The organism is Ectorhizobium quercum, assembly GCF_026552795.1.
In the GTDB taxonomy this organism is placed as follows: domain Bacteria; phylum Pseudomonadota; class Alphaproteobacteria; order Rhizobiales; family Rhizobiaceae; genus Ectorhizobium; species Ectorhizobium quercum.
The window spans coordinates 692,522-711,722 of sequence record NZ_JANFPI010000003.1 but is presented as its reverse complement, the minus strand read 5'-3'; the positions used below and the strand labels follow the sequence as shown (position 1 = coordinate 711,722).

At 63.7% G+C, this 19,201-nt stretch carries 16 protein-coding genes; 10 read left to right on the top strand and 6 right to left on the bottom strand.

What is annotated here, in order from left to right; all coding sequences use genetic code 11:
- Window positions 1–140 precede the first annotated feature (140 nt).
- The gene (locus NOF55_RS11890) at window positions 141–3,530 is read left to right on the top strand and encodes a YhdP family protein (RefSeq protein ID WP_306411575.1); all 3,390 of its coding nucleotides are present in this window, start codon (window positions 141–143) and stop codon (window positions 3,528–3,530) included.
- Between the two features lie 50 nt (window positions 3,531–3,580).
- On the opposite strand, the gene tyrS is transcribed toward NOF55_RS11890, so the two are convergent.
- A complete protein-coding gene (tyrS, locus tag NOF55_RS11885) occupies window positions 3,581–4,834 on the bottom strand; it encodes a tyrosine--tRNA ligase (RefSeq protein ID WP_306411574.1) in 1,254 nt (417 codons plus the stop codon).
- A 92-nt stretch (window positions 4,835–4,926) separates the two neighbouring features.
- Between tyrS and NOF55_RS11880 the strand changes: the two genes are divergently transcribed.
- Entirely contained in the window at window positions 4,927–6,063 is a 1,137-nt protein-coding gene (locus tag NOF55_RS11880) for an anhydro-N-acetylmuramic acid kinase (protein ID WP_306411573.1), read from the top strand.
- Window positions 6,064–6,125: 62 nt separating this feature from the next.
- Here the strand turns inward: NOF55_RS11880 and NOF55_RS11875 are convergent, their stop codons facing one another.
- The gene (locus tag NOF55_RS11875) at window positions 6,126–6,455 is read right to left on the bottom strand and encodes a hypothetical protein (protein ID WP_306411572.1); all 330 of its coding nucleotides are present in this window, start codon (window positions 6,453–6,455) and stop codon (window positions 6,126–6,128) included.
- A gap of 108 nt (window positions 6,456–6,563) precedes the next feature.
- Window positions 6,564–7,241, bottom strand: a complete 678-nt coding sequence (locus NOF55_RS11870) for an alpha/beta hydrolase (RefSeq protein ID WP_306411571.1) — start codon at window positions 7,239–7,241, stop codon at window positions 6,564–6,566.
- Between the two features lie 220 nt (window positions 7,242–7,461).
- Here NOF55_RS11870 and NOF55_RS11865 point away from each other — a divergent pair, with 220 nt between their 5' ends.
- The 8 genes from NOF55_RS11865 to tnpA all read left to right on the top strand — a co-directional run bounded on the left by NOF55_RS11865 (window position 7,462) and on the right by tnpA (window position 15,354).
- The gene (locus tag NOF55_RS11865; RefSeq protein WP_306411570.1) at window positions 7,462–8,628 is read left to right on the top strand and encodes a cysteine desulfurase family protein; all 1,167 of its coding nucleotides are present in this window, start codon (window positions 7,462–7,464) and stop codon (window positions 8,626–8,628) included.
- Window positions 8,629–8,804: 176 nt separating this feature from the next.
- A complete protein-coding gene (gene sufB / locus NOF55_RS11860; protein WP_306411569.1) occupies window positions 8,805–10,274 on the top strand; it encodes a Fe-S cluster assembly protein SufB in 1,470 nt (489 codons plus the stop codon).
- A gap of 75 nt (window positions 10,275–10,349) precedes the next feature.
- Entirely contained in the window at window positions 10,350–11,108 is a 759-nt protein-coding gene (sufC, locus tag NOF55_RS11855) for a Fe-S cluster assembly ATPase SufC (protein ID WP_306411568.1), read from the top strand.
- A gap of 16 nt (window positions 11,109–11,124) precedes the next feature.
- Window positions 11,125–12,399, top strand: coding sequence for a Fe-S cluster assembly protein SufD (gene sufD, locus NOF55_RS11850; protein ID WP_306411567.1), 1,275 nt, complete (start codon window positions 11,125–11,127; stop codon window positions 12,397–12,399).
- A gap of 218 nt (window positions 12,400–12,617) precedes the next feature.
- A complete protein-coding gene (locus NOF55_RS11845; protein WP_306411566.1) occupies window positions 12,618–13,838 on the top strand; it encodes a cysteine desulfurase in 1,221 nt (406 codons plus the stop codon).
- A 73-nt stretch (window positions 13,839–13,911) separates the two neighbouring features.
- A complete protein-coding gene (locus NOF55_RS11840) occupies window positions 13,912–14,298 on the top strand; it encodes an SUF system Fe-S cluster assembly protein (protein ID WP_306411565.1) in 387 nt (128 codons plus the stop codon).
- Between the two features lie 67 nt (window positions 14,299–14,365).
- On the top strand, window positions 14,366–14,758 hold the full coding sequence (gene sufA, locus NOF55_RS11835; protein ID WP_306411564.1) for a Fe-S cluster assembly scaffold SufA: 393 nt from the start codon (window positions 14,366–14,368) through the stop codon (window positions 14,756–14,758).
- A 161-nt stretch (window positions 14,759–14,919) separates the two neighbouring features.
- On the top strand, window positions 14,920–15,354 hold the full coding sequence (gene tnpA, locus NOF55_RS11830; protein WP_306411563.1) for an IS200/IS605 family transposase: 435 nt from the start codon (window positions 14,920–14,922) through the stop codon (window positions 15,352–15,354).
- A gap of 92 nt (window positions 15,355–15,446) precedes the next feature.
- Here tnpA and NOF55_RS11825 read toward each other — a convergent pair whose 3' ends face one another.
- The 3 genes from NOF55_RS11825 to gcvH all read right to left on the bottom strand — a co-directional run bounded on the left by NOF55_RS11825 (window position 15,447) and on the right by gcvH (window position 19,187).
- Complete coding sequence (locus tag NOF55_RS11825) at window positions 15,447–15,752, bottom strand: flagellar basal body rod C-terminal domain-containing protein (RefSeq protein ID WP_306411562.1); 306 nt, start codon at window positions 15,750–15,752, stop codon at window positions 15,447–15,449.
- 208 nt (window positions 15,753–15,960) lie between these two features.
- Window positions 15,961–18,825 carry an aminomethyl-transferring glycine dehydrogenase gene (gcvP, locus tag NOF55_RS11820; protein WP_306411561.1) on the bottom strand — a complete coding sequence of 955 codons (2,865 nt, stop codon included), beginning with the start codon at window positions 18,823–18,825 and terminating at the stop codon, window positions 15,961–15,963.
- Window positions 18,825–19,187: a glycine cleavage system protein GcvH gene (gcvH, locus tag NOF55_RS11815; RefSeq protein ID WP_306411560.1), complete on the bottom strand. Its 363-nt coding sequence runs from the start codon at window positions 19,185–19,187 to the stop codon at window positions 18,825–18,827. Before gcvH ends, gcvP begins: the two co-directional genes overlap by 1 nt.
- Window positions 19,188–19,201 lie beyond the last annotated feature (14 nt).

Below are 19,201 nucleotides of genomic sequence, written 5' to 3'. Positions count from 1 at the left end.
GCGGCCGAAGACCGGATTTTTTTAATCCTCGTTCATGATGTTTCCTCAAACATGGTTTAACATCTTGGAGCCTCGTTCGGGGCACATGCGGGGCGGCAGGTCGGGTATGGCTTGCGGAGAAGGAAGCGATACAGGGACCGATGGCGGAAATCCGGGGCGACAAGGTGGTGTTTCGCAAGGAGGAGATTGCCTCGCTTGACGACATGCCTTCCTGCCGGGCCGAGGATGCGCTGATCGTTCATTGCCCGCCGCCGCGGCGCCGTCACATGCTTCTGCTCAAGGGACTGGTCGTGTTCGTCGCCGTCGCCGGACTCGGACTGGTCGGGCTTTTCGCCTCAATCGAAAGCGGCGTCTTCGACCGGGAACTGGCCCGTCGCGCGGAACTTGCGCTGAACGGGGTCATGGACGGCACGTTCCGGGCCAAGGTCGGCGGTGCCGCGCTGCGATTCTCCTCCCGCATGTCGCTTGCCATCGAGGCGCGGGATGTCGAGCTGGTGGAAGCGGCAAGCGGCGAGCACGTCACCCACACGCAATCGGTACGGCTGGTCATCGATCCGCTCGCCCTGCTCGGCGGCAGGCTGAGCATCGGCGGGCTGGAGGCCGACGGGGTGGAAGTCGATACGGCATTGCTGCAACGCGGCGGTTCCGATCTCGCCGCATTGCGGGTCGACGAGCTGCCCGCGATTCTCGAATCCGTCTTCCTGCGTCTTGACGGGGCCTTTCATTTCCTCGAACGCACCCAGACCGGCGATATCTCGCTTTCCAAGCTGACGCTGCGCTTTCCCGGCGACGGCAAGCCTGTCGAGGTGGAGGTCAACGATCTGCTTGCCGCCCGGCGGGGACAGGGCATCGTGCAGCTTTCCGGCGTCGCCTCCTACGGCGGCGACGATATCGACTTCACTGTTCAGGGCCATGCCTTCGAAGGCCGGGTCGCCGTGCTCGAGGCGAAACTCGAGGGGCTCGACCTCGGTCAGCTGACGGTGCGCACCTTGCCCGACGGCACGATCCATGACGGGCTTGCAAGCGAAGTGGAGGCGACCATCACAGCCCGCAGGGGCGAAGAAGACAGCGCCCCGGTCCTGAGCGCGACCGTCAGGGGCCAGCCCGGCCAGTTCTACATGGACGGCGACACCCAGGAGTTCGGCGGCGCGGAGATCAATCTCGCCTACGACTTCACCAAGCGCTCGCTCGAATTCGTGCCGTCGCGCGCGGTCTTCGGCGATACCGTTCTCCCGTTCACGGGCGCGATCATCGACCGCGACCAGATCGAGGGACCCGGCAAGGCGGGCTTCGCGCTCGACTTCCTGTTCGACGGAGCCGTGTCGGGTGCGACGGAGGCCCGTCCGCTTCCCTTCAACGCCAAGGCGACGGGTTCCTTCGACCCGGTGCTCAGGGAACTGAGGGCCGACCAGCTGTTCGTCACCAGCCCGCAGGGCAATATGGCCGGCTCCTTCCTCGTCCGTTTCAGGCAGGGCATGTCGCCGGAGATCAGCTTCGGCGGCCAGGTGCCGGAAATGACGGGCGAGGCGGTGAAGCAGCTCTGGCCCTTCTGGGTGGCGCGCAAGCCGCGGGAATGGGCCGTCGCCAATCTCTTCGGCGGCAAGATCCGCAACGGCGTCGTTTCGGTGTTCATTCCCGCCGGGCGCATGCGCTTTCCTCCCGTGCCCGTCCAGCTGGACGAGAACGAACTGCATATCGCTTTCGACGTGGAGCACATGCGCCTCGACCTGCCGCCGGATATTCCGCCGGTGCGGGATATGGACGGGCATGTGGATATCCGCGGCGAGAAGACCGAGGTCACGGTCGCGAACGGGGTCTCCTATTTCGGCTCGGGCCGTTCCGTGAAGGTGGAGAATAGCCGCTTCCACATCGCCGATGCCTATCTCAGACCCCTGAGCGCGGAGATTTCGCTCAATGTCGCCGGCGATGCCGCGGCCGTCCTGGAGCTTTCCAGCTTCAAGCCGATGAACAGCCTCAAGGACACCGATTTCCGCCCCGAGGACTTTTCCGGGCCGGTCAGGGCCGGCGTCTCGGCGCGGTTCGGCCTGCTGCAAAGCCAGTCGCCGCCGCCGCCGGAATGGTCGGCACGGATCGACCTGCAATCGGTCGACGTCCATCGCGACATCGCCGGGCGCAGGCTGGCGGGCGCCAAGGGCACGATCGACGTGACGCCTCAGGCCTTCAAGGTGGAGGCGAAGGCCGATGTCGATGGCGCACCGCTCGACATATCCTATGCCCAGCCGCTCGGTAAAGCGGGCGCCCAGCCGGCGCTTGCGGTACGCGGGCGGCTCGAAAAGCGGGACTGGCTGAAGCTCGCCCCGCAGCTTGGCGGGCTTGTCGAGGGGCCGCTCTCCTTCGAACTGTCGCGTGTCGACGAGAAGAAGCAGACGGTGGCGGTCGACCTGAGCGCGGCGAGCCTTTCGCTGCCGTGGATCGGATGGTCGAAGGGGGCGGGCGTGCCTGCCAAAGGCAGCTTCGACCTGACCGTCAACGGCGCGGAGAACCTGATCCGCAACTTCCAGATCGGCGGGGACGGTTTCGGCGCCGAGGGCGGCATGACCTTCAACAAGGGCGGGCTCGTCGCTGCCGACCTGTCGCGCGTGCAGCTTTCGCCGGGCGACGACTTCAGCGCCACGCTGCGCGCCGTCCGGGGTGGCCACGAACTGTCGGTGAACGGCAGGCGTATCGATGCGCGCCATGTGATCAACAAGCTGAAGACGGATTACGAGGGTGAGAAATCGGCCGGAGGGGACGGGGACACCGGGTCCTTCGCGGTGACTTTGAATGTCGACCGTCTTGCGGGCTTCAACGACGAGGAACTGACCGGCGTTTCTGCCCGCTATGCCATGAAGGCGGGGACGCCGAGCGCCATCGACTTCAAGGGGGTGACGGGCAGCGGCCAGGCGATCGTCAGCGAAATGCTGAATGACGGGCGCGGTACGATCTCCGTCACCAGCGGCGATGCCGGAGCCTTCGCGCGTTTCATCGACCTTTACAAGAACATGAACGGCGGCCTGCTGAACCTGAGGCTGGCGGCGATGGACGCGCAGTCGTGGAGCGGCTCCATCGACCTGCGCAGCTTCCGCCTGTCCAACGAACAGCGCCTGCAATCCATCGTGTCGACTCCGGCCGGCCAGAGCGGACAGAGCCTGAACAGCGCGGTGAAACGGGACATCGACGTCAGTTCCGCCGGATTCCAGCGGGCTTTCGCCCGCATCATCGCCCGCAACGGCGTGCTTGCTGTGGAAAACGGCGTTCTTCGCGGTGAGCAGGTCGGTGCGACGTTCCAGGGCACGGTGCGCGACGGGCGCGGCAACATGGACCTGACGGGCACCTTCATGCCGGCCTACGGCCTGAACCGCCTGTTCGCCGAACTGCCGATCATCGGCACCATCCTCGGCAACGGCCGCGACCGCGGCCTGATCGGCATCACTTTCAGGATGACGGGCAAGTTCACCCAGCCCAATCTGAGCGTCAATCCGCTGTCGATCATTGCGCCGGGCGTCTTCCGGCAGATCTTCGAATATTGAGATGGCGTCAATGGCCGGATCGCGATCCGGCCATTGCGCGGTCGCCCGTGTCAGGCAGGGCGCACCAGAACGTGCTTCTTCTTGCCGAGCGAGAGCTTGACGACGCCATCGGCGGTGACGTCGCCGGTGCCGACGATCTGGCGGTCGTCGGAAACGGTCCTGTCGTTGACCTTCACCGCGCCGCCCCTCACATGGCGGCGCGCCTCGCCGTTCGACTCGGCAAGGCCGGCGCGGACGAACAGCACGAGCACGCCGATGCCGGCTTCGAGTTCAGCCGCCGGCACCTCGATGGACGGCAGGTTTTCAGCCAGTGCGCCTTCCTCGAAGGTCTTGCGGGCCGTTTCGGCGGCTTCCTCGGCTGCCGCGCGGCCGTGCAGCATGGCGGTGATCTCTGTGGCAAGGATCTTCTTCACCTCGTTGATCTCCGAACCGCCGAGCTTTGCGAGGCGCTCGATCTCATCCATCGGCAGCGTGGTGTAGAGCTTCAGGAAGCGCGTCACGTCCGCATCCTCCGTGTTGCGCCAATACTGCCAGAAATCGTAGGCCGAAAGCATGTCGGGGTTCAGCCACACGGCGCCGTTCACCGACTTGCCCATCTTCGCGCCGGAGGCGGTGGTGAGCAGCGGCGAGGTCAGGGCGTAAAGCTGCTTCGTGCCCATGCGGTGGCCGAGGTCGATGCCGTTGACGATGTTGCCCCACTGGTCGGAGCCGCCCATCTGGAGGCGGCAATCGTAACGCTTCGCCAGTTCCACGAAATCGTAGGCCTGGAGGATCATGTAGTTGAATTCGAGGAAGGACAGCGACTGCTCGCGGTCGAGGCGCGTCTTCACGCTGTCGAAGGACAGCATGCGGTTGACCGAGAAGTGGCGGCCGACGTCGCGCAGGAATTCGAGGTAGTTCAGCGGGCGCAGCCACTCGGCATTGTTGATCATCAGCGCCGGATTTTCCGTCCGGTCGTAGTCGAGGTAGTTCGAGAAGACCCGCTTGATCGAGGAGATGTTTTCCTCGATCATGTCGACCGTCATCAGCTTGCGGGCTTCCTCCTTGAACGAGGGATCGCCGACCATGCCGGTGCCGCCGCCCATCAGCGAAATGGGCCGGTGGCCCGTCTTCTGCATCCAGTGCAGCATCATGATCTGGATCAGGCCGCCGGCGTGCAGCGAAGGCGCCGTCGGGTCGAAGCCGATATAGGCCGTCACGGTTTCCCGGGCGAAGAGTTCATCGAGACCAGTCTCGTCGGAGATCTGGTGAATGAAGCCGCGTTCGTCGAGCGTGCGGAGGAAATCGGACTTGAACCTGGACATGACCTGTTTCTCTGTGAAAAGGGGGTGTACGGCCGCGCATCTAGCATTGTTCCGGCGCATAATCACCCCAAAAGTGAGTCTGGATCGACGGCATGACAGGAATGAGAACGGCAATCGGCCTGATGAGCGGCACGTCGATGGACGGCATCGACCTCGCTTTTGTGAGAACGGACGGCAGGGACCGGGTGGAGCGCGGCCCGAGCCATTACGTGCCCTATGACGAAGGCCTGCGCGCCCGCTGGAAGCGCGCGCTGGCGACGGCGCGGAAGATCACCGAACGCCGGCAGCGGCCCGGAGACCTTGCCGAATCCGAACGCATCCTGACGCTGGCCCATGCCGCGGCGGTCAAGTCCTTCCTGTATCGTCTCGGGCTCGGCCCGGAGGCGGTCGACGTCATCGGCTTCCACGGTCAGACGGTGTTGCACCGCCCGGACGAGGCGCTGACCGTGCAGATCGGCGACGGGCCGCTGCTGGCGGAGGAAACCGGCATCGACGTGGTCTACGACATGCGCGCCAACGACATGGCGCATGGCGGGCAGGGCGCGCCGCTCATTCCCGTCTATCACGCGGCCCTTGCCGCCAATCTGCCGGAGGGGCTGGAACGGCCCGCCGTCTTCGTCAATATCGGCGGCATTTCGAACCTCACCTATACCGGGCAGGCCGGCCGGGCGGAAGAACTGTCCGCCTTCGACAGCGGCCCCGGCAACATGCTGATCGACCAGTGGATCGAGGCGCATACGGGAAAGGCCTTCGACAAGGGCGGAAAGACGGCAGCGCGGGGCCGGGTGGTGCCGGCGCTGGTAGCGCGCTATCTCGAAAGCCCGTTCTTTTCCGGCAATATCCGCCGTTCTCTGGATCGTGGCGATTTCTTGCCCCCGAAAAAGGGCGCGGTCTCGCTGGAGGACGGTGCGCGGACGCTCGCCCATGTCACGGCGGCGGCGATCCTGAAAAGCGGCGGCTACCTGCCGGAAAAGGCAAAGACATGGATCGTCTGCGGCGGCGGCCGGCTCAACCCTGTCATCATGGCCGAATTTGCGGCTCTGGCGGAACAGGCCGGCGCGAAGGTGATCGCGGCGGAAGCCGCCGGCTTCGACGGTGGCGCGATGGAAGCGGAAGCCTGGGCCTATCTCGCGGTGCGCTCGCTGGAAGGCCTGCCGCTCACCTTTCCCGGCACGACCGGGGTGCGGGAACCGGTGACGGGCGGGGTGTTGGCGGCAGCGAGTCGATAGGGCGTTTCCGCAACCGGGTCCGGGCCGGAAACGCCCTGGCGACTGTTATCCGCCTGCCGTACTTACCGGCCCTGAATGGCGCGGATGAACCGGGGGCTGCGGTCGCGGAAATCCTGATAGGAAATCCGGCCGCTGGCGATGGCGTTGAATGCCCGGGTGCAGTAGATGCGCGCCACGTCGCTTCGCGGGCTGACATTCATGATCCTGGCCATCTCGGCCTTGCGGGCCGGCGTGCTCCTGTTGGACCCCGCATAGCATCTTTCGATTGCGTCCCGCTTCAGCGCCGGGCTGCCGCGCACCAGTTCCTGCGCCTGATTGTAGCGCGTTTCGGTCATGCAGCCCGAGAGAGCCATCGTGGATGCCAGAACAGCGATTACCGAACGTCCGATCATTATCGACCTCCTCTCCATGTCGTGAGGCAAAAAAATGGCGCCCGCCCGGCATAAAGTCAAACCGGACGGGCGTTTTTTTCGCAAGGTCGAAAGAGCCGGGTGTGCTCGTCAGCGAATCCGCTTCGCAGCGGGTTCCGGCACCAGTTCGCCGTTCAGGCGGCGGTCGAGATAGTCCTCGCATTCGCTCATCAGCGTTTCCACCTGGCCGTTGAAGAAGTGGTTGGCGCCCGGCACGGTGCGGTGGGTGATGAGAATGCCCTTCTGCGTCTGGAGCTTGTCGACCAGACCCTGGACGTCCTTTTCCGGCGCCACCTTGTCGGCGTCGCCGTGGATGATCAGGCCGGACGAGGGACAGGGGGCGAGGAAGGAGAAGTCGTAGATGTTCGGCTGCGGCGCAATCGACAGGAAGCCCTCGATTTCCGGCCGGCGCATGAGAAGCTGCATGCCGATCCACGCCCCGAAGGAATAGCCGGCGACCCAGCAGCTCTTCGAATCGGGATGCAGCGACTGCACCCAGTCGAGCGCCGAAGCGGCATCCGAAAGCTCGCCGGCGCCGTGGTCGAATTCGCCCTGGCTGCGGCCGATGCCACGGAAATTGAAGCGGAGCGTCGTGAAGCCGCGCTTCTGGAACATGTAGAATAGCTGATAGACGATCTGGTTGTTCATCGTGCCGCCGAACTGCGGGTGCGGGTGCAGAATGATGGCGATCGGGGCGCTTTTTTCCTTCGACGGCTGGTAGCGGCCTTCGAGACGGCCGGCAGGGCCGTTGAAAATGACTTCGGGCATTGTTACTCCGGTGTCGGTTTCGTTCTTGAAAAGGCAGGGGTCAGGCTTTCAAGTGACTTGACTCCCGATATCATCTTTTCTAGAACGCAGTTTAGAACCGTTCAAAAATCTTGGGGCAGTCAGCCGTGGGATTTGACGTGTTCATATGATAAGCCGCCCGGAAATTTCAACAAAAATGCACCGTTGGGTGCCGGGTTTGTTTTTGAGGGTTTCCAAACGCATGGTCAAGGGCCCGCGTGTTTATCTGGACTGGAACGCGACTGCGCCGCTTCTGGACGAGGCGCGGGCGGCGGTTCTGGCCGGTCTGGACATGATGAATCCCTCTTCCGTTCACGCGGAGGGCCGGGCGGCGCGCGCGGCGCTGGAAAAGGCCCGCCGGCAGGTCGCGGCGCTGGCGGGCACGCCGGAACCGGCGCATGTGGTCTTCACATCTGGCGCGACCGAGGCGGCCAATATGGTGCTTTCGCCGGATTTCCGGATGGGACGCCGCCCGATCGCCGTCGGCCACCTGTATGTGTCGGCCATAGAACATCCGGCCGTGCGTGAAGGCGGACGTTTTCCGGCGGAGCGGATCACGGAAATTCCGGCGACGCGCGAGGGCCTTACCGATCCGGTAGTGCTGAAGGCGTTGCTCGAGGCCCATGACGATGCCTCGGGCCTGCCGATGATAGCCGTCATGGCCGTGAACAACGAAACCGGCGTGATCCAGCCGATCGCTGAGATTGCGGCGCTGGTCCATGCCCGGGGCGGGCTTCTGATGGTCGACGCCGTTCAGGCCGCCGGCCGCGTGCCGCTCGACATTGCCGCGCCCGGCGCGGATTTCATGATCGTGTCGTCGCACAAGATCGGCGGTCCGAAGGGTGTCGGCGCGTTGATCTCGCGCGGCGAGATCCTGATGCCGGCGCCGCTCATCCGCGGCGGCGGCCAGGAGAAGGGGCACCGCTCCGGTACCGAAAATCTGGCCGCCATCATGGGGTTCGGCACTGCCGCCGAGGCTGCCTGCGCGGGTCTCGATGAGCGCATGGCCCGGATCGGCGCGCTGCGTGACCGTCTGGAGCAGGGCATGCGCGCTGCCGCGCCGGACGTCATCATACACGGGGCGAGTGCGCCGCGGGTGGCCAATACCAGCTTCTTCAGCCTGCCCGGGCTGAAATCGGAAACGGGACAGATCGCCTTCGATCTCGAAGGCGTGGCGCTTTCGGCGGGGTCCGCCTGCTCGTCCGGGAAGGTCGGCGAAAGCCATGTCCTTGCGGCGATGGGCTGCGATCCGAAGCTCGGCGCGCTCCGGATTTCGCTCGGCGCCACCACGAACGAGGCCGATATCGACCGCGCTCTGGCCGCGTTTGGAAAGATTGCCTCCCGCCGCAAGGGCACGGAGGCGGCATAATCCTGAAAACCGCGGGAATTCCGGCGGTTTTCAGCAAGGAGCCCGGTGCAATCGGCCGGGTTCCACACTAAATAGAAGCGGAACCCCGCTTCAAAATAAAGAAATGCTCCCGAACCGTCCGTTCGGGAAATCGACAAGCCACCGGGCCTTTGCCCCGGCGAGATTGGAGACGTGAAATGGTTGCCGTTCAGGAGACGATCGATCAGGTCAAACAGATCGATATCGACCAGTACAAATACGGATTCGAGACGCAGATCGAAGTCGACAAGGCTCCCAAGGGCCTGAACGAAGACATCATCCGTTTCATTTCCGCCAAGAAGCAGGAGCCGGACTGGATGCTGGAATGGCGTCTCGACGCCTACCGCCGCTGGCTGACGATGGAGGAGCCCACCTGGGCGCGCGTCGATTATCCGAAGATCGACTTCAACGACCTCTATTACTACGCCGCGCCGAAGAACGTGACCGGCCCTCAGACCATCGACGACGTCGACCCGGAACTTCTGAGAACCTATGAAAAGCTCGGCATTCCGCTGCGCGAGCAGGAAATCCTCGCCGGCGTGCAGCAGTCGAGGGTCGCGGTCGACGCCGTGTTCGATTCGGTCTCGGTCGTCACCACCTTCAAGGAAGAGCTGAAGAAGGCCGGCGTGATCTTCATGTCGATCTCGGAAGCCATCCGCGAGCATCCCGATCTCGTGAAGAAATATCTCGGCTCGGTCGTTCCGCCGACCGACAATTTCTACGCGACGCTCAACTGCGCGGTCTTTACTGACGGCTCGTTCGTCTACGTGCCGAAGGGCGTGCGCTGCCCGATGGAGCTTTCGACCTACTTCCGCATCAACGAAAAGAACACCGGCCAGTTCGAGCGCACGCTGATCATCGCCGAGGAGGGGGCCTACGTCTCCTATCTGGAAGGCTGCACGGCCCCGCAGCGCGACGAGAACCAGCTTCACGCCGCCGTGGTCGAACTCGTCGCGCTCGACGATGCCGAGATCAAGTATTCGACGGTGCAGAACTGGTATCCGGGCGACGTGGAAGGCAAGGGCGGCATCTACAACTTCGTGACCAAGCGCGGCGATTGCCGCGGCAATAGTTCGAAGATCTCGTGGACGCAGGTCGAGACCGGCTCGGCGATCACCTGGAAATATCCGTCCTGCATCCTGCGCGGCGACAATTCGCGTGGCGAGTTCTACTCGATCGCCGTGTCGAACGGCCACCAGCAGATCGATTCCGGCACCAAGATGATCCATCTGGGCAAGAACACGTCGAGCCGCATCATCTCCAAGGGCATTTCGGCCGGCCAGTCGAACAACACCTATCGTGGCCTGGTCTCCGCCCACCGCAAGGCGGCGAACGCCCGCAACTTCACCCAGTGCGACTCGCTTCTGATCGGCGACCGGTGTGGCGCGCACACCGTGCCCTACATCGAGGCCAAGAACTCCACCTGCCAGTTCGAGCATGAGGCGACCACCTCGAAGATTTCCGAGGACCAGCTTTTCTACTGCCTCCAGCGCGGCATTCCGGAAGAGGCGGCCATCGCGCTCATCGTGAACGGCTTCGTCAAGGAAGTCATTCAGGAACTGCCGATGGAGTTCGCCGTGGAGGCGCAGAAGCTCATCGGCATCTCGCTCGAAGGCTCCGTGGGCTGAGGCCGTTACCCGATCGAACCGGTGCGCGCGGCTTTCGCGCGCCTGACCCCTGTTACATCCGAGAAAGATTGTCCCATGCTTGAAATCATCGACCTGCACGCCAAGATCGCCGATACCGACACGGAAATCATCCGTGGCCTGAACCTCACCGTGAAGGCCGGCGAAGTCGCCGCCATCATGGGCCCGAACGGTTCGGGCAAGTCGACCCTCTCCTACATCCTGTCGGGCCGCGAGGACTACGAAGTCACCTCCGGCGACATCCGCTACAACGGCGAAAGCATCCTGGAACTCGACGCTTCCGAGCGCGCGGCCAAGGGCATCTTCCTCGCCTTCCAGTATCCGGTGGAAATTCCCGGCGTCGCCACCATGCAGTTCCTCAAGGTGGCGATGAACGAGCAGCGCAAGGCGCGCGGCGAGGCCGAACTGACGACGCCGGATTTCATCCGTCTCGTCAAGGAAGCGGCGGCGAAGCTCAAGATCGATCCGGATATGCTGAAGCGCCCGCTCAACGTCGGCTTTTCCGGCGGCGAGAAGAAGCGTGCGGAAATCCTTCAGATGGCCCTTCTGGAACCGAAGCTGTGCGTGCTCGATGAAACCGATTCGGGCCTCGATATCGACGCCCTGAAGATCGTCTCCGATGGCGTCAACGCGCTGCGTTCGCCCGACCGCGCCTTCGTGGTCATCACCCACTACCAACGCCTTCTGGAGCACATCGTGCCGGATACGGTCCATGTTCTCTACAAGGGACAGATCATCCGCACCGGCGGCAAGGAACTGGCGCTCGAGCTGGAAGCCAACGGTTACGCCGATGTCATCGGCGAAGCTGCCGAATAAGGCGAGGGATCATCCCATGACCATCCAGAGCAACACACGCCTCACCGCTGCCGAAACGGCGCTGGTCGAGGCCTATACGACCCAGTTGAGCGACCTTCCGGGCGATCCGGACGTTCTCGGCGTGCGCGACCGTCTTCTGGACGACCTGAAGACCGGCGGCCTGCCGACGCGGCGCATCGAAAGCTGGCACTACACGGACCTGAAGGCGCTCTTGAAGGGCATTCCGGCCTTCGAGGCGACGAAGAGCGCCAAGACCCTTCTGCCGCTGGTCGGCGGTTCGACGGTTCTGCCGCTGCTTCAGGGCAAGGCTGCCGCCGTGAAGGCCGACGACTTCGCCGTGACGAGCTACGCCGAAAGCCTGACGGACGGCTCCGCCGCGGAGCGGCTGAATGCCGCCTCCTTCGACGACGCCATCGGCCGTATCAACGCCTCCTTCGTCCGCGACGGTTTCGTGCTGGATATTCCGGCGGAAGCCGAAATCGAGACGCCGATCGAAATCCAGTCCGTCCATGCCGGCGGACAGGTGCATACGCGCATTCCCGTCACGATCGGCGCCGGCGCGAAGGTGACGGTCATCGAGCGCCATATCGCCGCCGGCGAGGAGGATGCGGCTTTCGTTTCGTCCGTCAGCGACGTGACGATTGGCGAGGGGGCCGAGGTGACGTGGGTCGTGCTCCAGCAACAGGGCGCGGCCGACACGTTCTTCGGCCAGATACGTGTCGATCTCGGCGCGGATGCAAAGCTGAAGCTGTTCGACATCAATGCCGGCGGCAAGCTCGTGCGCCAGGAACTGCGCATCGACACCACGGGCGAGGGCGCGGAGCTGACGCTGCGCGGCGTGAACCTCATCGGCGGCGAGCAGCACAACGACGTGACGCTGGTTCTCGGTCACAACGTGCCGAATACCTCCTCGACGGATATTTTCCGCAACGTCGTGTTCGACCGCGGACGCGGCGTGTTCCAGGGCATGATCAAGGTGGCCCAGGACGCGCAGAAAACCGATGCGAAGATGTCGTGCAACACGCTTCTTCTGTCCGACGACGCGGATTTCGCCGCTAAGCCGGAGCTGGAAATCTTCGCCGACGACGTGGTCTGCGGTCACGGCGCGACGGTTGCCGACATCGACGACAATCACCTCTACTACCTCAAGGCGCGCGGCATTCCGGAAAACAAGGCGCGGGCCATGCTCGTCAATGCCTTCGTCGCCGAAGTGGTCGAGGAGCTGGAGGAGGAGCCGCTCGTCGAGGCGCTGGAGCAGATCATTTCTGCCTGGCTTGAAAAGCACGCCTGATGAAATGCGGTTGTGGGGGGCTATCGCGCTCTTGCGTGCCGCTCCTCAAACGTTTTGATCGTCATGCTCGGGCTTGACCCGAGCATCCAGCGGCGCCCGTTGCGTGGACCCTCGGGTCAAGCCCGAGGGTGACGGGTGCCGGCGGGGTGATGCTCGTGGATAAACCGGATCGAATCGCGCAAATCGCTGGTTCCGGTCTTTTGAAAGGACGGCCTGACATGGCCTATGATGTTGAAGCGATCCGCCGCGACTTCCCCATTCTGTCCCGCGAGGTCTACGGCAAGCCGCTGGTCTATCTCGACAACGGCGCCTCGGCGCAGAAGCCGCAGGTGGTGATCGACGCCGTTGCCAATACCTATGCGCACGAATACGCCAATGTGCATCGCGGCCTGCACTATCTCTCCAACAAGGCGACGGAGGCCTTCGAGGCGGCGCGGGAGAGCGTGCGGCGCTTCCTGAATGCCGGTTCGGCCGACGAAATCGTCTTCACCAAATCCTCCACCGAGGCGATCAATACGGTCGCCTATGGCTGGGCGATGGAGAATCTCGGCGAGGGCGACGAAATCGTCATCTCGATCATGGAGCACCATTCCAACATCGTGCCCTGGCATTTCCTGCGCGAGCGCAAGGGTGTGAAGCTGGTCTGGGCGCCGGTGGACGATGAGGGCGCTTTTCATATCGAGGATTTCGAGAAGTGCCTGACGGAACGCACGAAGCTCGTCGCCATCACGCAGATGTCGAATGCGCTGGGCACGGTGGTGCCGGTGAAGGAGGTCACGCGCATCGCCCATGAGCGCGGCATTCCGGTTCTGGTCGACGGATCGCAGGGCGCGGTCCACATGCCGGTCGACGTGCAGGATATCGGCTGCGACTGGTATGCCATGACCGGCCACAAGCTTTACGGCCCCTCGGGCATCGGCGTTCTTTACGGGCGCATGGACCGGCTGCGCGACATGCGTCCCTTCATGGGCGGCGGCGAGATGATCGCCGACGTGACCGAGGAGGGCGTGACCTATGCGGAGCCGCCGCACCGGTTCGAGGCCGGCACGCCGCCCATCGTGCAGGCCATCGGTCTCGGCGTGGCGCTGGACTACATGGAAAAGATCGGCCGCGCGGCGATTGCCGAACATGAGGCCGGGCTTGCGGCCTATGCCGCCGAAAGGCTGCGTGAGGTGAATTCGCTGCGCATCATCGGCAATGCGCCCGGCAAGGGCGGCATCTTCTCCTTCGAACTGGCCGGAATCCACGCGCATGACGTCTCGATGGTCATAGACCGGCGCGGGATCGCGGTGCGGGCCGGCACCCATTGCGCCCAGCCCCTTCTGAACCGTTTCGGCGTCACGTCCACCTGCCGCGCCTCGTTCGGCCTCTACAATACGCACGCCGAGGTGGATGCGCTGGTAGAGGCGCTGGACTACGCGCGCACGTTCTTCGCTTGATGATGAGTGTCAAGTTTACTACATCAGGCGGGGCGCATGGTTCGCATCGCCCCGATTGTCCGAGGAAAGACCGATGAGTGCTGAGGCAGAACAGCCTGATGGAACGTTCGACGCTCGCGACGGGATCGTGAACTCCGCCATTCCGGCAGAAGAGATCGCACGCCTGTCCGACGATATCATTTCCGCGTTGAAAACCGTCTACGATCCGGAGATTCCGGCGGATATCTTCGAACTCGGCCTGATCTACAAGATCGACATCGAGGACGACCGCATGGTCAAGATCGCCATGACTCTGACGGCGCCCGGCTGCCCGGTGGCCGGCGAAATGCCGGGCTGGGTGGAAAATGCCGTTGGCGCGGTCGAGGGCGTTTCCGGCGTCGATGTGTCGATGACCTTCGATCCGCCGTGGACGCCGGATCGCATGTCCGAGGAAGCGAAAGTGGCTGTCGGCTGGTATTGATCCGGCCGGCGGCGCGACTTACCTTATGCCGAAGGCCGGCGCGATCCGGCAGGCAAGGAGAAACCCTATGGCTTTCACCGTCATGACCATGACAGACGCCGCTTCGGCCCGCGTCAAGGCAATCGTCGAGAATTCCGGCCCGGATGCCAAAGGCGTTCGCGTTGGCATCAAGAAGGGCGGCTGCGCGGGAATGGAATATACGATCGACCTGGTGACGGAGCCGAACGCCAAAGACGATCATATCGAGCGGGACGGCGCGCATGTGTGGATCGACCCGGCGGCGGTGCTTTACCTGCTCGGCACGCAGATGGATTTCGAAACGACGAAACTGCGCTCCGGCTTCACATTCAACAACCCCAACCAGACGTCCGCCTGCGGCTGCGGCGAATCGGTGGAGCTGAAGGCCGCCGATCTTGCCGAGCTTGCCCGCCAGCGGGAATTGGCCGGCGAAGCGCACTGAACCCTTTTCCCGACCGTCGCCTGCAAGGCCGCCCTCCGGGCGGCTTTTTATACCATCTGTAAACCTCCACCTACGGTGGAGGACTGGACGAGTTCTACATTGTGTTTGAGAGACCTCCGCGCTTGGACCGTTAGGTTTACGGGACGTGAAACGGAGGTTTTATGGATGAGCAATCACAATCACACGCGACGTGGGATTGTAAGTACCACGTTGTATTTGGCAGCAAGTACCGAACGAAGCGTCTTTACGGTGACGTTCGTAGGGAGTTGGGTGAGCTATTCCATCGTCTTGCCAGCCAGAAGGGCTGCAAGATTGAGGAAGGTCACCTGATGCCGGACCATGTGCATATGCTGATATCGATCCCGCCGAAATATTCGGTGTCGCACATTGTCGGCTTTCTGAAGGGCAAGACGGCGCTTTACGTTGCCAACAAATATGCCGGCAAGAGGCGCTACAAGGGGTATCACTTTTGGGCGCGAGGGTACTTCGTATCGACGACGGGCTACAATGAGCAGGTCGTCAGACGTTATATCCGTAATCAGGAGAAGGTCGACAAAGCTTCCGACTTTGCCGACCTGTTTAATCGTAGCTACTAACCTATAGCAAGACCGCTTCTAGCGGTTCAAGCACAGCGTTTCAAACCTCCACCTCTGGTGGAGGTCATGACTCATGGCGTGAAAGGCGCCGCTCAGTCGCGCTTGATCGTGGAAAGAACCTGCCAGAGATCGGCGCCGGTTTCGAAAACCGTGGCATTGGCCTCGTAGGCGATCTTTGCGCCGATCATGTCGTAGAGTTCCCGGTCGAGACTGACGCCGGCATCCGTCGCCGTAACCTTCGCCTCGACACCGCCCGGCTGCAACGTGGCGAAGCTCGCCGCCTTCTTCTGGTATTCGACGGTATCGACATGCGCGATGTTGCTGGCGGAGGCTGTGAACTGCGTCGCGGCGGCCTGCATGCCGGTAATGGCGATCGCGGTCATCGACGAAATGGTCATGGCAAATTCCCGTTCTTTTCGACCATCATCCTACGCACAACGTTTTAGGGAACGCTGAACGCAAGGCGCGCCATTTCGTGCCCTGATGTGCCGGAATGAAACGGAAGGAACGGCCTCAGCCGCGTTTCGTCATGCACGGGTGCGGCAGAACTCTCGGCTCAAGGTCAAGGTGACGGAGAGGAGGGGCGGCCTGGGCCGCCCCCTATCCTTACTCCGCGGCCTCGCCGTAGGCGTCCACCGGCGGGCAGGTGCAGATCAGGTTGCGATCGCCATAGACGTTGTCGATGCGGTTGACCGGCGCCCAGTACTTGTCGATGCGGAAGGCGCCGGGCGGGAAGCAGGCCTGTTCGCGCGAATAGGGACGGTCCCATTCGCCGACGAGGTCCTCCACCGTGTGCGGGGCGTTCTTCAGCGGGTTGTTGTCCTTGTCGGCGCGGCCTTCCTCGATATCGCGGGCTTCCTCGCGGATCGCCAGCATGGCGTCGCAGAAGCGGTCGAGTTCGGCCTTGGTTTCCGACTCGGTCGGCTCGATCATCAGCGTGCCGGCCACCGGCCAGCTCATGGTCGGCGCGTGGAAACCGCAGTCGATCAGGCGCTTGGCGATGTCGTCGACGGTCACATGGGCGCTTTCGGCCAGCGGGCGGGTGTCGAGGATGCACTCATGCGCCACCCGGCCCGTCTTCGACTTGTAGAGCACGTCGTAGGCGCCCTTCAGCCGCGCGGCGATATAGTTGGCGTTGAGGATGGCGACCTTGGTCGCCTGCGTCAGCCCCGCGCCGCCCATCATCAGCACGTAGGACCACGAGATCGGCAGGATCGACGGCGAACCGAAGGGAGCCGCCGACACCGCGCCCGGCTTGCCGTCCGTGACCGGATGGCCGGGCAGGTGCGGCGCGAGATGCGCCTTGACGCCGATCGGGCCCATGCCGGGGCCGCCGCCGCCATGCGGAATGCAGAAGGTCTTGTGCAGGTTGAGATGCGAGACGTCGGAGCCGATGTCGCCCGGGCGGGCAAGGCCGACCATCGCGTTCATGTTGGCGCCGTCGAGATAGACCTGGCCGCCATGCGCGTGGGTGATCTCGCAGATCTCGCGCACCGTCTCCTCGAACACGCCGTGCGTCGAGGGATAGGTGATCATGCAGCAGGAGAGGCTGGCCGCGTGGGCGTCCGCCTTGGCGCGAAAATCGGCAATGTCGATATCGCCGTTTTCCAGAACCTTCACCGGCACGACCTTCATGCCGGCCATCTGCGCCGAGGCGGGATTGGTGCCGTGGGCGGAGGTGGGGATGAGGCAGACGTCGCGGTGGCCGTCGCCGCGGGCGATGTGATAGTTGCGGATCGTCAGAAGACCCGCATACTCGCCCTGCGCGCCGGAGTTCGGCTGCATGGAGAAGGCGTCGTAGCCGGTGATGGCGCAGAGCTTTTCCGTCAGGTCCGTGATCATCTCGCGGTAGCCGAGCGCCTGGTCGGCGGGCACGAAGGGATGGATGTCGGAAAATTCCGGCCAGGTGATCGGCAGCATTTCCGCCGTGGCGTTCAACTTCATGGTGCAGGAGCCGAGCGGGATCATCGACCGGTCGAGCGCCAGGTCGCGGTCGGACAGGCGGCGGATATAGCGCGTCATTTCGCTTTCGGCGCGGTTCATGTGGAAGATCGGGTGCGTCAGGTAATCGCTGGTGCGCAGCAGATCCTTCGGGAGACGGTATTCCGCTTCGAATTCCCCCACCTCGAAATTGCCGCCGAAGGCCCGCCATACCGCTTCGACCGTCGCGGGCCGGGTGCGTTCGTCGAGGCTGATGCCAATCTTCGTCGTGCCGACCTTGCGCAGGTTCACACCTTCGGCGACGGCGGCGCGCAGGATGAGGCCCTGCATGTGGCCGGCTTCCACCGTGATCGTGTCGAAGAAGGTCGCCGGCTCGATGGCGTAGCCGAGCTTTTCCAGCCCCTTGGCCGTCAGCACGGCCTTCTGGTGGACCTGCTGGGCGATCGCCTTCAGGCCGTTCGGCCCGTGGAACACGGCATACATCGACGCCATGACGGCGAGCAGAACCTGCGCCGTGCAGATGTTCGAGGTCGCCTTCTCGCGACGGATATGCTGCTCGCGGGTCTGGAGCGACAGGCGGTAGGCGCGATTGCCGCGCGCATCGACAGAGACGCCGACGAGCCGGCCCGGCATGGAGCGCTTGTAGGCGTCCTTTACGGCCATGTAGGCCGCATGCGGGCCGCCGTAGCCGACCGGCACGCCGAAGCGCTGGGTGGAGCCGATGGCGATATCCGCGCCCATTTCGCCCGGGGATTTCAGCAGCGTCAGCGCCAGCGGATCGGCGGAGACGGCGGCGATCGCGCCGGTCTGGTGCAGGCGGGCGATGAGACCGGAGAAGTCGTGGACGTGGCCGTGGGTGCCCGGATACTGGAACAGCGCGCCGAAGACGTCGACCGGATCGAGATCCGTGAAGGGATTGCCGACGACGACCTTCCAGCCCAGCGGTTCGGCGCGGGTGCAGATCAGCGCGATCACCTGCGGATGGCAATCGGCGTCCACGAAGAAGGCTGTTGCCTTCGACTTGGCGACGCGCTGGCACATGGCCATCGCTTCCGCCGCGGCGGTTGCCTCGTCGAGCAGCGACGCATTGGCGACGTCGAGGCCGGTGAGATCGGTGATCATCGTCTGGAAATTCAGAAGCGCTTCGAGGCGCCCCTGCGAGATTTCCGGCTGATAGGGCGTATAGGCCGTGTACCAGGCGGGGTTTTCCAGAATGTTGCGCTGGATGACCGGCGGGGTGATCGTGCCATAATAGCCCTGACCGATCAGCGAGGTCAGGACCTTGTTCCGGTTGGCCGTCTCGCGCAGCTTGTCGAGCGCCTCGCGCTCCGTCATCGGTTCGCCGAAGGCAAGCGGCACCTGCTGGCGGATCGAGGCGGGCACCGTGTCGTCGATCATTGCATCGAGGGACGGATAGCCGATGATTTTCAGCATCTCCTCCATTTCCGCCGGCGACGGGCCGATGTGGCGCCGGTTGGCGAAATCGTAGGGCTGATAATCGGTGAAATGGAATTCGGTCGGTGTCGTCATCAGGCGATCAGGTCCTTGTAGGCGGCCTCGTCGAGAAGGCCCTCGATGTCGGCGACGTCGGCCAGCTTCAGCTTGAAAAACCAGCCGGCCCCCTGCGGATCGGAATTGACCACCGAAGGATCGTCGACGATGGCCTGGTTGATCTCGACGATTTCGCCGGCCAGCGGGCAGTAGACGTCCGAGGCGGCCTTGACGCTCTCCACGGTCGCGGCCTCGCCGTTCTTCTCGAACGTCGCGCCGACCTCGGGCAGTTCCACGAAGACGAGATCGCCGAGCTGCTCCGTCGCGTGGGCGGTGATGCCGACGGTCGCGACGTCGCCCTCGAGCTTCAGCCATTCATGTTCTTCGGTGAATTTCAGCATGTTCTCTCTCCGGA